The following is a 14,747-nucleotide window of genomic DNA, read 5'->3' as shown; positions in this document are numbered from 1 at the left end:
TATGAAATTATCAATCATAACCCCATCAATAATGGATTGAAAAGAACTTGAATATATTTCTGATGTTTTGCGCAACCAAAACAATCAGGACTTTGAAGTTATTTTTGTGGTTTCAAAAGCCAACAAAAAAATGTATTCAGTCATTGAGAGCGTTGTTGAGTTTTTTGGTTCTAGGGTTAAAGTTGTTTTTAACCAAAAACGAAAAAGTATACAAAGCGACATTATAACCGCTTTGCATTTAGTTAAAAATCAGTATGTATATGTTTTGAGTCCTGACTCAGTAATTAAAAAGAATTTTGTAAGAATTCTAACCAACAAATTAATTGATAATCAACCACAAATTTTGGAATTTAGACCAAATTTAACCGGTTCAATTAAGTGACACCCACAACCAAGAATTAACACTAACACATTAATCAATAAAAAAGAGAGTCAAGAATTCGTTGCCTATGCTTTTCCATTCATTTTTAACAAGGTATTTAAAAAGAGTTTTATTGAACAATTTATAAACTATCGTGTTAAAGAAATGAACGACACTAAGTTTGCAACTGAATTACTATATGTTTTACTAGTCAATGCTAGTTCGTATATGTATTGAAATGTTTCTCCTGTTAAAGAACACATTTCATCATCAACTTGACTTGCCCCAAACAACTTTTTAACACAATTCAAAATAATTGAGAATTTCATCACAACTAACAATTTAGATTTGCTTTCCGAAATTACATACGCAAAACTCTACTTTTTACAAATTGTTTTACTAGGCTTTTTAAATTCAAGAGAATTTTCAGTATTTAAAGTGTTGCATTACATTTTTGATTCACGTAAAAAATACAACGAAAAACGTGGTGAAAAATTTTTAAATGATCTTTACACATTTTTGAAAGATTACCACGAAGAAAATTTCCAGATTTTTCTAGCAAATAACTATGTAAACAAAATTAATAAAGAAGCTGAATATTTAAGAAATTTACCTGATTTGGAAACCGCTGTTCAAATTTATAAAAATCTTTAATGACTAAATTATTACACAAAAATGCGTCATTTTGGCGTCGTTTCATTGCTAATTTAATTGATTTTTTGCTCTTTTCACTATTAACAATCGGACTGTGAAAATTACTGAATTTAAATTCAATTGACAATCAAATCAAGATAAGTTCATGGTATACATTTTTAGTATTTTCGTGAGCAATTAATGCTATTTTATTCATCGTAATTCCTTATTTTTGGAACTACCGCACAATCGGATTACTCGTTTCACGCTTACAAGTTCTTCCGAAGACTAAAAAACACAAATTAGTAAAGTGCTTAATAATTTTTAGTCCCGGTTTTGCTTTTTATTCCTTAATAGTACTACTTATGCTAGTTGGCATTTGACCTTCACAGGTTAAAAATTTATATATATCAGATATTACACAATTAAATAACTTAAAGTGAAATCTAGTATTCTTAGCACGTCTTGTCTCGGTCTTAAGCGGAGCATGAACGATGTTTATTTTATTGAATTACGGATTGATTTTAGCATCTAAAAAACGCAGTGGGTTATTCGAAAGAATTTTTTATTATCGTATCGCTTACATCAAACACTATACGCAAAGCGACAAATTAAAGCAAATCAAACTTATTCCATCTAAGGTTGAAAAAATAGAAATAATATTTATGGAGGACAAAAATGACTAGAAGAGAAATGATTTTATCTGAATTAAACAAAGAACAAGAAGAAGCACTATTTCACTTTGACTCGCCATTGCGTATTATTGCTGGAGCTGGGTCGGGTAAAACACGTGTATTAACACGTAAAATCGCCTATTTAATTACAGAAATGAATGTTTCGCCCTCTAAAATAGTTGCACTTACTTTTACCAATAAAGCTGCAAATGAAATGACACAAAGAATCAAAAATTACATCAACCCAAGTGATGGAAAATTTCAAGCTTTAACATTTCATTTACTTTGTTCGCAAATTTTACGTGAGGATTCTGAATATTTAGGAATTAAAAAAGGTTTCCAAATATTAGATTTAATTGACCAAAAAGCAATTTTAAAAAGAATTATAGAAGAGATGGGTGATCAATCTACCGACCCTACTCCCGAAAGTGAAAGTGTAATTTGAGATATTATTTCGTATGCTAAATTTAACAACCTCAATGAAGATGAACTTATCGCACATTTAAAATCTTTAGATAAAGATTCTAGCGATATTTACAATAAAAAGATTGCTAAAATATACACAAACTACAATAAATATCTTCAAGACTACGGAAGTTTAGACTTTGATGATTTAATCGTTAATACTAATTTACTTTTTGAAAAATTTCCTGAAGTTGCCCAAAAATGAGCTGATAAATTTTCGTATGTGATGGTTGATGAATTTCAAGATATTTCTCGTATTCAATACGAAATTGTTAAAAAAATCACCGGAGCAAATACAATGTTGACAATAGTAGGTGATCCTGACCAGACCATTTACACATGAAAAGGTGCTGATTCGCAAACTATTTTTGACTTTGAAAAAGACTTTCCAAATTCAAAAACAATCGTATTAAATCAAAACTACCGTTCCACTCAAAAAATTTTAGACGCTGCTAATAAATTAATCAAACACAACAAAAAAAGATTTAGTAAAGATTTAATCAGTACAAGCGATGATGAGGGTTTTGAAATTACTTATATGCATGCTCATAGCCCTGAGGCTGAAGCACAATGAGTCGTTCGTGAAATTAACTCGTTAAAAAAACAAAAAATTCAATTAAAAAACATTGCTATTTTTTCAAGAACTAATAATTACACAATTTATCTAGAACAGGCTTTAAGCGACGAAAATATTAATCACAAAATATTAAACGGTCAAAAATTCTATCAACGTCGTGAAATTAAAGACGCTTTAGCATATTTAAGATTAGCATACGATTATTTAGAATTATCTCTATTACGTGTCATTAATACTCCAAATCGTAAAATTAATAATCAAACACTTGCCAATTTACAAAAGTTTGCCAAAGAAAAAAACATGTCGCTTTGAGAAACTTTAAATAAACACTATATGGATTTACCAACATCCAAATATATTAAACGTCGTATTGTACTTTTCGTTAACGCAATCAATATGTATCACAAAGCCCTAGAAAACAATAAAATACACGTTGTTTTACAAAAAATGCTAGAAAATATTGGCTATTTTGAATACATTGCTAGCGATGTTAATTTAAAAGGCGAGGGTAAAGAAAGCATTTATGAATTACTGCATTCAATCAAATCATGAGAGCAAAATAACCCTGATAAAAAAGTTGGAGATTATTTAGAATCAGTATCATTACTATCTAACGGCGATGAATTTGACAGCGGAAATAACTATGTAACTATTATGTCAGTTCACTCAGCTAAAGGTTTGGAATTTGAAAATATTTTTATAGTAGGTATGTCACAAAATGTCTTTCCACATTTTAATGTCTTAAAAAGCGACAATGCAGAATCATTAGAAGAAGAAAGGCGTCTAGCATATGTAGCTCTAACTAGAGCCAAAAAACGCTTATTCATTTCTGACTCTGCTGGTAATTTCCAGATCGGCAAAAACAAAAGTATTCAGAAAAAACCATCACAATTTATTAAAGAATTAGGTATTAACTCTGATGCTCATATTCTAGCTAAAGATTACGTTGCTGAGGAAATAACTGATGAAAAGGAAATTAAACGTATTAACTCACGAATCATTGTGGGTGATATTGTTTCTCATCCTTCCTTTGGTGAAGGTACCGTTTTGGTGGCAAGCCCTTCAACATTAACTATTAAATTTAGACCAAGTGGCGATGAAAAAACAATTGACAGATACTTTTTAGGTATCAGATTGCTACGACACATAGGTAATGATGACAAATAAAATAAATGCTTATATAGATAGCAAAATATTATTCATTTCCTTATTTATATTTATTTTCGTGATGGCAATTGTTGCGATTTCTTTATATTACATATTTGCCAAAAATAAAAAAAATAATAACCGTGGATTTGTTATCTTTAAATACCACATAAAAAATCGCTCCCTAATTAGAATCACTTCCGTACAAAAAAATTCGGGCTTATCATTTGACTATGGTAATGATGTTATTCTGAAAAATAAGTTTTACAAAATAAATACCTTATATTTCCATTTAAGTGAATCGGTGGTTAGCCAAATTAATAAAATATTAGTTGAGCAACAACCGGACGTAAATTTAACGCTAAATTCACTTTTAAAAAAATCAACACAGAATAACAATCATGACAAGAAAAAGATAAATTCATGTATCAAGCTAGTACGTTACGGAAATAGCGATGAGTTTATCATAACTATTCATTGAAAAAAAAGCGAACTTAAACCTATTTCTCGCAAACAAAACAATTACGTTGCCAATGTGCAAGAATTATTAAGAGATAATAAAACAAAATTGATTTCTTTTGTTGCCATAAACCCACAACGCACAGTAAATGAGCCACAAAACAATACAATTTGAGATAAATTATTAAAATTATTCGGCATCAGATCTCGTGAAGTTAAATTTTTATTTTGAGAAGGAATATTATTTCTAGTTTTTGATTCTATAAAATCACCTTCCAAATTAAAAACTATTGAAAAGTTTATTCTTAAAAGAATAAATAAACTGAGCGATAATTTAGAATTTAATTCACTGGCCAAGACTGCTACTTTAGTTAGCGGTTTATGACCTCAAGATTTAAAAAACTTAACCGATTATCTTATGCAATCAAAATACGCATTGCTAAAATCAACAAAACAAAATTTAATTGTAAATACTTTTTTAACTCCAAATCAAAACACTATTGATACTGATAAATTCAATGAATTTATTGTAAAAAATACTGATTTTGAACAAAAAATTGACATTGGTAGCTTCGTTAAAGAATACACTCCAATTTTAGACGTGAGTGAAAAAAATAGCACTGAGAATTACAGTGTATCATTAGCAAAAATTGCCGGAATCAATTTTGATGATGTCGATTTCTTGAATCAAATTGATTTTATTAAAAACAAATACGATCTTGCATCGTTGAAATATCAAATAGATACTTCAGAAAACACAGTCAATTTATTAATAATCACAAGCGACTCAGTTTTACTCAATGATTTTGAAAAGTTTGCAAGACCCAACACATTATTTATTTTGCGTCACCAAAGTTTTGATTTTAATTTTAATGATATAGAAGCCATATTAGAACAAGTTGCACAATACGAAAATATCAATATAGGACTTTATGTCGATCATATAAATAGCAAATTGAAAGAATATATAACACAAGATAAAATTAAGCATTATGTAATATCAGCAAAATTAACAGAAAAAATCTTGAATGATACTGAAACATTTTTAAAATTAGTAGATTTTACAAAAACGATAAAAAATTTTGATAATGTCAATATTTATTGAGAAAATTTACCTAAAGATATTGATCATTATTACATAGAAAAATTAGGCATTGAATATATTTATAACAATAAATATAAATAACATATTATAATAAAGCAAATATTAGAAAGTAGGCAAAATGAAAAAGATTGGATTTATCTTCGACTCATTTGTGTGTTTAACAAAAAATGAATTACAAGAGATGGGCTACGGTTATATTCCGCTAATCACTGAAATAGACAATGAAACATATTTAGACGGTATTGATGTTGATCGTCGTGAATTATTGAAAAAAATAGCTCAAACTGAAAACATTAAAACCTCATTACCGTATATGGCTACATTTGCGGAAGTTTTTGGTCAAATGTGCTCACAATATGACGAAGTTATTTATTTACCTATTTCAAATAAATTGTCTTCAACAAGTAGTGCTGCATCTAATTTTTTAGAGGAATTTAAAAATTTACATATTATTGATAACTCGTTTGTTGCTGACCAGTATCTAGAGGTTGCTAAATTTGCAAGCAAACACTTCGAAAAACACCAAGATATCAATAAATTGATTGAAAAAATCAAAGAAATTAACCAAAAATCATTAACTTTTATTGTTCCTAAAAATATTCACTATTTAGTTAAAGGCGGCCGTGTAAGTTCATTTAAGAAATTTATGCTTGGAGCAATGTCAATTGTAAAGCTGTTGCCATATGTTAAATTTGATTTAGAAGGTACATCGACTGGTGGTGTCGGGCGTGGTCCTAAAGGAGTTATTAAACAAATTATTGCTAAATTCGAAGAATTTACCGGTTTAGATACAAAAGAAATTACTCAGCAATATAAAATATTCACTATCAATGGTATTGACGAAGAATTCAATTCATTAGCTGCTGAATCATTTAAACAAAAAGGTATAGAATTTGCAAACAAAAAATTAAACTCATCGGTAATAGCAATACACACCGGCCCTGAAGCACAGGCTTTTACATTAATGCCTAACCTTGACAATTTAGAAATTTAAAACTTTATTCTATAAAAATAAACAAAAAATTAGCGAGTACGCTAATTTTTTTACTAAGAATGTAATACCCCGTGTTTGTTATCATGTGCTTTTTTAGCTTTCCTGATAACTACAAGTTTTGGTAAATCGCTTGCTTGACTTAACTTTTTGCTAATTCTGTCGACGATTTCTAACTGGTTGTTTATGCCCAAATATGGTTCGGAATCAAAATCAGGTTCACTAACTAGATTTTTGACTAACTCGAAATAATTCATTTTAAAGATAGTGCTGATGTCAATTGCTTGTGCCAAGGTGATTTCCCTTATGTTACCATCTTCACACACGCCTTCAGCTGCTTTAATTTTTATATAATCTTGGTTGTTATCATATTCTGGCTTTCATTCTTTTTCGCAAGCAACAAAGAACATATCATCTTCATCCTCGGCAACAAGCATAATTACGTTAGACTTTAAACTTTCTCCTTTTAATTTATTTATAAAGTCTGGTAAAAATGCTATAGGTTTTAAAACCGGTAAAGATCTATTTTCCGTTTTCATTTCTATTAATTTATCCATAACTAAATGTTATATGTTTAAAATGTTCAATTTTAATAGATTTTTACTTATTTGATATTGTTAGTTTTTACTTTTGTTCCTTAAATTAAGTCTTAATCGTCAAGCATAAGTTGTTGATAAATTAATTTGTAAAAAAAATATCCTGACTGCAGGATATTTTTTATTATTTTGCAGAAGCCATTTGTGCAGCAACTTCAGCAGCAAAATCGCCTTCTTGTTTTTCAATACCTTCACCAACAGCAAAACGAACTGCTTTTAATAATTCTAATTTATTGTTAGCTAAGTATTTTTCAATTGAAACGCTTTCTTCCATCATGAAACCTTGTTTAACAAGTACAACTTCTGATAATTTTTTGTTTAGAGAACCTTCCATAATCATTTTTTGAATATTTTCTGGTTTTTTATCGAAGTTATCAGGTTTAACAAATTCATCTTTAAATGTTTGTATTCTTTCAGCTGGAACTTCTGATACGAAGATATATTCTGGTTTCATTGCGGCTAAGTGCATAGCAACATTTCTAGCAACTTCATCACCTGAACCTTTAACTTTAACTAGGGCAGCAATTTGACCGTTAACGTGAGCAAAAGCACCAATTGTTTCACCTTCATTTACAGTAAATCTTTCGAAACGACGAATTGATAATTTTTCACCAATTGTTGCTGTCGCTTCTTCTAAAATTGCTTCAACTGTTTCAGAACCATCTTTAACTTGTAAAAATTCTTCAACTGTTTTTGCTGATGAATTTAATAAAATGTTTGTAAATCTTGCAACAAGTTTTTTGAAATCGTCGTTTTGTGCAACGAAATCTGTTTCTGAGTTAACTTCAAGCATAACTGCTTGTTTTGCATCTTGAGCAATCGCTACAATACCTTCAGCTGAAACACGACCAGCTTTTTTAGCGGCTTTAATTTTACCGTTGCTTTTTAGTCATACGATTGCTTTTTCAATATCTCATTCTGAAGCTTCAAGAGCTTTTTTAACGTCCATCATACCACCACCGGTACGATCACGTAATTGTTTGATTAGTTCTAATTGACTAGCCATAATTATTCTCCTTTGTCTTCTGTTTTTTTAGGAGTTTCAACGTTTTCGTTTTTTACGAATGGTTTACGCTCTCATCTTTTGTTTGTTTTTGTTTCTGATTCATAAACAGGTAATTCAATTTCTGAATCTGGTCTGTATGCATATTTTGCTTGACCACCACGAGCTGTTGCAATAGCATCGGCTAAAATAGTAATAATTAAGTTAATGCTTTTTGCTGAGTCATCGTTAGCTGGAATACCAAAGTCAACTGCATCAGGGTTTGAGTTAGAGTCTAAAATACCAATAACTTTTACACCTTTTTTACGTGCTTCTTTAACTGCGATTTCATCTTCGTTAGGGTCAGCAACGATCATAAATGTAGGCAAACCACGCATTTTTCTAATACCATTTAGGTTTTTGTGTAGTTTATCTAATTGTTTTTGAAGTAATAGTTTTTCTTTTTTAACATATCCTTCAAAGTTGTTTTCTGCTTTTTGTTCTAGAGCTTCCATTGTTTTAACTCTGCTAAAAATTGTTGATGAGTTAGTTAGAGTACCACCTAATCATCTGTCTGTTACGTAAAAACTGTTTGTTCTTAGTGCATTTTCTTTAATTGTTTCTTTAGCTTGTTTTTTAGTACCAACAAAAATGAATTGTGCACGTGGGTTTTTAGCTACAAATTTTTGCAATGTATTGTAAGCAAATTCCAATCTTTGAACTGTAACTGAAGTATTAATAATGTGAACACCTCTTTTTAGTTGTGGATATAGATAATCCTTCATTTTAGGGTTTCATAAACTTGCTCTGTGTCCAAAGTAAGCTCCCGCTTCTAATAATTTATCTTTAGAAACGATTGGGTTTTTGATTTCTTCAACTTTTTTAGTTGAAAGTTCTTTTTTATCTGACATATTTTATTTCCTTTAGTTTGTTTTGTACTTCGTACTGTTTCCAACATCTAGCACCTTTTTCTGGAGGCACACCCAAATGAATCCACAGCACTGTATTTATTTGATATCAAATTGAATTATAAAAATTCTTTTTAATTATAAATTAAAGTTTAAAAAAACGTATTAGAAAATACAATTTTATGGGAAAAATTTACACATTCATATACTCTAAAATATAATTACACCAAAGGAGATATATGTCAAATTACTTTATTTATGAAAATATTAAAATTGAAACCTTAGTTTTAAATAATAATAAAGCAAAAAACATTCTAATACTGCATGGTTATTCATCAGAGTTTGCTTTTTACGAGTCAATTTATTCAATTTTTGAGGATGAATACAATATTTATTCATTAAATATGCCCAGTCACGGTAATAGCGACATTGATGCTAATTATATGAGCAATGATATTTTTGCTGATATTACCCTTAAATTCATTGAACACCATAATTTGCAAAATTTAGTGATCATCGGACACTCGATGGGCGGTGGAATTGCAATGGATGTTGCCTGAAAACTTGATCAAAGAGTGAATAAAGTTATTCTTTTAGGGCCAAGTAACCGCACAATGCTAGCCTACAATCATCATTGACCTTTATTTTTCCCTCGTAATATTGAACAATACAAAAAATTATTGCCAATTTTGTATTACAAAACAGATTTAATTTTAAACGATACAGAAAGAATGCAAAAAATAGCAGAATATTTCGCCGATGAAAATATGCAAAAACGTTTAGATGTCATTTATGCTTTCGGTAAACAAATGCCGCTAGAAAAAAACCAAGCTAAAGTTGATGAGGGCATTAAAATGTGCCGCGTACCAATAATATTAATTAACGGAGATCATGACGGTATAGTGCATGTACAAAATTGCGAGCAACATTACAAAAGCTTAAATCCTAATGTAGCAAGTTTCGTGATTAAAGATTCTGGCCATTGCATGTGGTTTGATAATTTTGCTGAATTTATCAAAATCCTAAAAAATACAATCTAAATCAGTGCTAATATTGCTTGCAAAAGCAATATTTTTAATTTTCAAAAGTTAAATAAAAAAACACACATAGCATGTGTGCGCATTATAAGCCACGTTTTGTACCTTAAAAGGTGCCAACAATTTATCTAACCAGTTCAACTGGCTCTCCCTATTGATTCATTTTTCTTTAGAGAATTCCCCTACCAAAATTTGGGTTTCTGACTCATGGAGTTTACCGCGTTTCACAATTCTCGTCTCTGTGGCACTAGTCGTCTTGGCCTAAGCTTATTAAGCTTAGCATGAACACTACTTCCATCGCAGGAAGTGTCAGCGTGGACTTTCCTCTACTAAATTAGCAGCTGTTGGCTAATGCGTTGTTATTATATATCAAAGCCGCTTATTTGTATTGTTTTTATTCACTCTTTGTGAAAAGCCAGTGTGTTGTTTTTCACTTAGTATCAATCAAATTTATTGATTTATTCATATCCCAGTATGTATAGCTATAAGTAAGAGTGTTGCGATGTTAATTCATTTACTTTTTGAATTATTTTGTGTCAATATTCATCACTTAAAGATGTTTATGTTTATTGATTTTACAATACTTATAGGCCCTTTTTGTGTTAAATTGATTAAAAATAAGCTTAATCTTATTTTTACGTAACGATTTAATTTTCAATTGAATAATTCAAATCACACAGTCATTTTTTATGTGAAAACGTTTTTATTTAATATAATTGTTTCGCAAAATTAAAGGAGTTTAGGATAGAAAATGCATAAAATGTATAATACATATATTATGTTGTATGTGCTAATGTTTATAGTGTATATACTCATACCTGTTATTGTTATGATGTTTAATACATTTACTCTTTATACAATGCATAAAAACATTTACTTGAAAACATGAAAAAATAGAATGATATTTTATCTATCATTTTCAACAATTTGATTCGCTTGGATGCTTTTATTAATAATAGTTAGTTCGACATATACAGTACAAAAGTTCAGCTTTAATCCAAATTTAATTTGGAAATCAGAAGTTTTTAAATGACTAGAAAAATTTGATATTTTCTTAGATCTGGTAAATGTATTTACTTTTACAGGGTTTTTAATAATTGTTCCGTTATGAATTTTCAATATTATTTATTGAGTAAAATTAAAAAATAAAAGATTATTATATTTTACATATGAAGAAATAATTGATTTTAATACTGAAGAATTTAATATAGATTTTCTTAAAATGAATATCAAAATGACCAGAAAAAAAGTATCTGCAACAGTACAACAAACATTAGAAAAATTAAAAAGAGTACCCAAAATATTACCGAGAAAACTTTCAATATTAGATGTAGTATTCTGCTGTATCGTATATTCAGTTGTATATACTGACGAACATTTTGAATCAGATGAAATTCAGTTTCTATTTATGATGAAAAATTTCATTGAAATACTTAAAATCGATTTTGGTTTTTCTGAAGAAGAAATTAAAAAAGCATACTATCGATTTATGAAAAACGACAATAATATAAAAACAACGAATTAGCTTTATATATTCAGCTATTCGTTGTTTTTTAATTCAACTAATAAATTTAACAATTTTTAAGTTAACGAAATTAAAAGATAGGATGAGTTTTATAGATTTTGCTATAACAAGGGCAATTGATCAAAAATCTAAAAAATGTAGAAAAAAATAACGTTTTGCAATGTTAATTTTTTATAGATTCAAAGAAATTTCTTCTTTAATACTGCTACCGTTTTACTTAGTTTTATCGCTGATAATTTCAACACTAATACCTTTTATTCTATTTGCCACTTGTCTACCTCCTTCTTAAAAATAGGCATGAAAAATGCACCTACTATTAAGTAAGTCCCCAAAAAATATTTAATATTGAGCTAGTTAGACTGGCGTTTATTTAAAATCATCTAGTAAACACACATTTTTATTAAATCTAACGATGCTATTTCTATAAATCAAGTGCTTTTTCATCCAAGAGAAAATCCTCTACTCCGATATATAAAATTCCATCATCATCAAATCTAGGTACTATGTTATTTCTAACAATCACAACTTTCTTAAATGAATCTCCTGTTCTTTTTAAGGATTCCGTTTCCTGCATTTGCTTTTCTTTTGTATCTACATTGAGTGCTGATTGAATATAATATCTATTACTTCCTTTATTAATAATAAAGTCCACTTCTAAATTTTTTCTAATCGTTTTTTTATTCTCATCTTTATAGTTATATTCTACAACACCAACATCTACATTTAAGCCCCTCATACGAAGTTCATTATATATGACATTCTCCATAATATGTGACTGCTCATTTTGTCTGAAATTTAACCTTGCATTTCTAAGTCCGATATCCGAAAAATAGTATTTATACGGGGATGATATATATTTTCTTCCTTTCACATCATATCTTCTGGCTTTCTCAATTAAAAAAGCATTTATAAAGTAGTCCAAGTAATTACTTACTGTAAACTGGGATATCTTTATATTCTTTTCTGATATGAAAGTATTAGCCAACTTAGTCGGATTAGACAAAGAACCAATAGATGAAGAGATAATATCCAACAAATCATCCATTATAGATGCATCTTTAAGAACTTTATTGCGTTCTATTACATCTTTAATATAAGTGCTTGTAAAAACATTCTTCAAGTATTCGCTCTTTTGTTCATGACTTTTAAGTTGCACAGACATTGGCATACCACCATACAGACAATATTCGTCAAAAGCCTTTCTCTTGTCGCCTTCATAACACGAATAAAATTCCGCAAATGAAAATGGATATACTCTTATTTCATCACCACGATCTCTAAATTGCGTTAGCACATCTGATGAAAGCATCTTTGAATTACTGCCTGTAATATATACATCTACATTTGGAATTTTCATCAGTCCAAGTACCAGATCAACAAAGTTTATCTTTGAGTTAGTGCCTTGTAAATATGGATTCGAAATTTCTTCTACAAATTCAATTTCATCGATAAAAATATAATATTTAAGTTCTTTATATTGTATTTTATCTCTTAAATAATCATCTAGTTCTATTGGATTTCTATATTTGATATTTTTTAAACTATCAAGCGCAATCATTATAATCTGATTTTCACTCACTCCACTGAAAAGTAAATATTTCCGATATAGCTCGAATAAAAGATAAGATTTTCCGCATCTTCTAATACCTGTAATAATCTTTACTCTGCCGCTATCTTTTTTATCGATAAGTTGATTTAAATATCTTGGTCTTTGTACTTCCACTCTCGCACTCCCCATTTAATAATATATTGTAAATACGCATTTTTATTAAATCTGTTAGTAACATTATAGCATTCTTAATCAAAATTTCAATGATTACTTTTAAAAAAAGCGCGTATTTACTACTTTTATTTAAATGTATGTAAGTACTTATCAAACTTAGCTTGGCTGCTAGCTTTATATAGGCAACATTTTCAGAATTTCTAAATCATCTATTTCAAAACTGTCGCATTTTATATATGACTTTTCTAATCAAGATAAGTCCTTAAAAATATCTCACTTAAATTTTGTTATGTAAGAAACAAAAAAGCCCTTCTTTTTTTGAAAGCGGCTTTTTGTTTATTGATTCACAGATAACAAACGTCTATTTATTTCGCTTTTTAACTCGCTTTAATTTTGCTTATTTACTTAGTTTTAAAAAATTATTGATTTTGCAAATTATTATCCAATTCATCGATCAGATCAAACATATCTTTGAAAATATTTTTTATAGCAAGCCCTTTTTTATCAAATTCGCCATCATTAATTTTCTTATTAAATAGTTCATTTGTGCTGGCGCCTTCAAAAGTTATGGCTAATTGTCCGCTTTTATTATTTTGTGAATCTTCTTTTTTAACTTTGCAAACTAATAATGTTAATGGTACTAAATCAAAACTATTGTCATGATGATCATTAATATAAGCACGATATGCTTCTACAATTTTTCTAGTCTTATCTTTGTCGTAGTCATTAGTGGCATCTTTTACTTCAATAATAAGTTGGTGATTACCGTATTTAATTACAATGTCAGGGAAAGAGTTTTTAATATCATAATCTTTACTATAGTATTCATAATTTACACCGTTTAAAGTCGGGTTTTTGCTTCAAATTTTTACTTTGTCGTAAAAAGCCTGAACATTATTTTTGTATTTTTCTTTAAATACATTTCTTAGTGCACTTAAAATAATTTCTTCATTATGACTGTCTAAATAATGTTTATATTTTTCTTTTTCATCAATGAAAAACGTGTTTTGATAGGCGTAATTTAATTTCACTTCATCAAATTCATTGTCAAAGGCGAAATGTAAGTCATTATTTATTCATTGATATTCATTGCTTGGTAAAGAGTTTTGTTTAGACAATATAAATTCTTTTTCATGCTGACTTCTTTTGTATTTATTTATTTGTTCTTTATGAATTTGTTTAATTTGACTAATGTAAAGATAACTAATTACAAATCAAATTAGATTAGCTGAAATATATTCAGGTTTATTAGGATCATCCATAAATGTTGATTTTATTCATTTATTAATGTTGTATTTTGTTGTATCAATAAAATATGTTTTGTTTGTATATAAAAAATTTTCGATATATAGCTCTAGCTCAATTGAATTAGTGATTTTATCTTGGTCATTAATTTTTCTAAAATCTTCATTTTTGTCATTTTTTAATAATTCCGCTCTGGGTGCTAAATAACCATATTCATTAAAATGTTGTTGTAGTTCCTTGCATTCAGCAAGAATATCTTTTTTAGATAAAACACTAATTAGTGCGTCATTATAGGCTTGGGTGTTTGATACCTTTTTTAA

Annotated in this window: 12 protein-coding genes and 1 other RNA gene; 7 read left to right on the top strand and 6 right to left on the bottom strand. The window is 28.7% G+C overall.

Annotated elements, in window-relative coordinates:
• Position 1: 1 nt before the first annotated feature.
• Genes N1F73_RS02285 through N1F73_RS02265 form a run of 5 tightly spaced genes read left to right on the top strand, consistent with a single transcriptional unit; the run spans position 2 to position 6,414 of the window.
• Positions 2-1,015: a glycosyltransferase gene (locus tag N1F73_RS02285; protein WP_259290390.1), complete on the top strand. Its 1,014-nt coding sequence runs from the start codon at positions 2-4 to the stop codon at positions 1,013-1,015.
• The gene (locus tag N1F73_RS02280; protein ID WP_259290389.1) at positions 1,015-1,680 is read left to right on the top strand and encodes an RDD family protein; all 666 of its coding nucleotides are present in this window, start codon (positions 1,015-1,017) and stop codon (positions 1,678-1,680) included. Before N1F73_RS02285 ends, N1F73_RS02280 begins: the two co-directional genes overlap by 1 nt.
• Complete coding sequence (locus tag N1F73_RS02275) at positions 1,673-3,877, top strand: ATP-dependent helicase (protein WP_260359873.1); 2,205 nt, start codon at positions 1,673-1,675, stop codon at positions 3,875-3,877. The genes N1F73_RS02280 and N1F73_RS02275 overlap by 8 nt, the downstream gene beginning before the upstream one ends.
• Positions 3,864-5,501 (top strand): MHO_4530 family protein, encoded by a 1,638-nt coding sequence (locus N1F73_RS02270; protein ID WP_260359872.1) that lies wholly within the window; start codon positions 3,864-3,866, stop codon positions 5,499-5,501. Before N1F73_RS02275 ends, N1F73_RS02270 begins: the two co-directional genes overlap by 14 nt.
• Before the next feature lie 37 nt (positions 5,502-5,538).
• A complete protein-coding gene (locus tag N1F73_RS02265) occupies positions 5,539-6,414 on the top strand; it encodes a DegV family protein (RefSeq protein ID WP_260359870.1) in 876 nt (291 codons plus the stop codon).
• A 53-nt stretch (positions 6,415-6,467) separates the two neighbouring features.
• Here the strand turns inward: N1F73_RS02265 and N1F73_RS02260 are convergent, their stop codons facing one another.
• The 3 genes from N1F73_RS02260 to rpsB form a co-directional block, all read right to left on the bottom strand.
• Positions 6,468-6,968: a hypothetical protein gene (locus N1F73_RS02260; protein WP_260359868.1), complete on the bottom strand. Its 501-nt coding sequence runs from the start codon at positions 6,966-6,968 to the stop codon at positions 6,468-6,470.
• 163 nt (positions 6,969-7,131) lie between these two features.
• Entirely contained in the window at positions 7,132-8,013 is an 882-nt protein-coding gene (tsf, locus tag N1F73_RS02255) for a translation elongation factor Ts (protein ID WP_396888686.1), read from the bottom strand.
• Between the two features lie 2 nt (positions 8,014-8,015).
• Positions 8,016-8,900, bottom strand: coding sequence for a 30S ribosomal protein S2 (gene rpsB, locus N1F73_RS02250; protein WP_260359866.1), 885 nt, complete (start codon positions 8,898-8,900; stop codon positions 8,016-8,018).
• Positions 8,901-9,136: 236 nt separating this feature from the next.
• Here rpsB and N1F73_RS02245 point away from each other — a divergent pair, with 236 nt between their 5' ends.
• Positions 9,137-9,937: an alpha/beta fold hydrolase gene (locus N1F73_RS02245; protein WP_260359862.1), complete on the top strand. Its 801-nt coding sequence runs from the start codon at positions 9,137-9,139 to the stop codon at positions 9,935-9,937.
• Between the two features lie 81 nt (positions 9,938-10,018).
• Here the strand turns inward: N1F73_RS02245 and rnpB are convergent.
• Positions 10,019-10,290, bottom strand: an RNA gene (gene rnpB / locus N1F73_RS02240) — RNase P RNA component class B.
• Positions 10,291-10,874: 584 nt separating this feature from the next.
• Between rnpB and N1F73_RS02235 the strand changes: the two genes are divergently transcribed.
• Positions 10,875-11,459, top strand: coding sequence for a hypothetical protein (locus tag N1F73_RS02235; protein ID WP_260359861.1), 585 nt, complete (start codon positions 10,875-10,877; stop codon positions 11,457-11,459).
• Between the two features lie 421 nt (positions 11,460-11,880).
• On the opposite strand, the gene N1F73_RS02230 is transcribed toward N1F73_RS02235, so the two are convergent.
• Positions 11,881-13,182, bottom strand: a complete 1,302-nt coding sequence (locus N1F73_RS02230; RefSeq protein ID WP_260359860.1) for an ATP-binding protein — start codon at positions 13,180-13,182, stop codon at positions 11,881-11,883.
• Positions 13,183-13,601: 419 nt separating this feature from the next.
• On the bottom strand, positions 13,602-14,747 hold a 1,146-nt coding region (locus tag N1F73_RS02225), incomplete at its 5' end, for a hypothetical protein (RefSeq protein ID WP_396888685.1).

This window comes from Mycoplasma sp. HS2188 (assembly GCF_025209835.1).
In the GTDB taxonomy this organism is placed as follows: Bacteria; Bacillota_I; Bacilli_A; order Mycoplasmatales; family Metamycoplasmataceae; genus Mycoplasmopsis.
The sequence above is the reverse complement of the archived record's forward strand: the minus strand, read 5'-3'. Positions and strand labels throughout refer to the sequence as shown.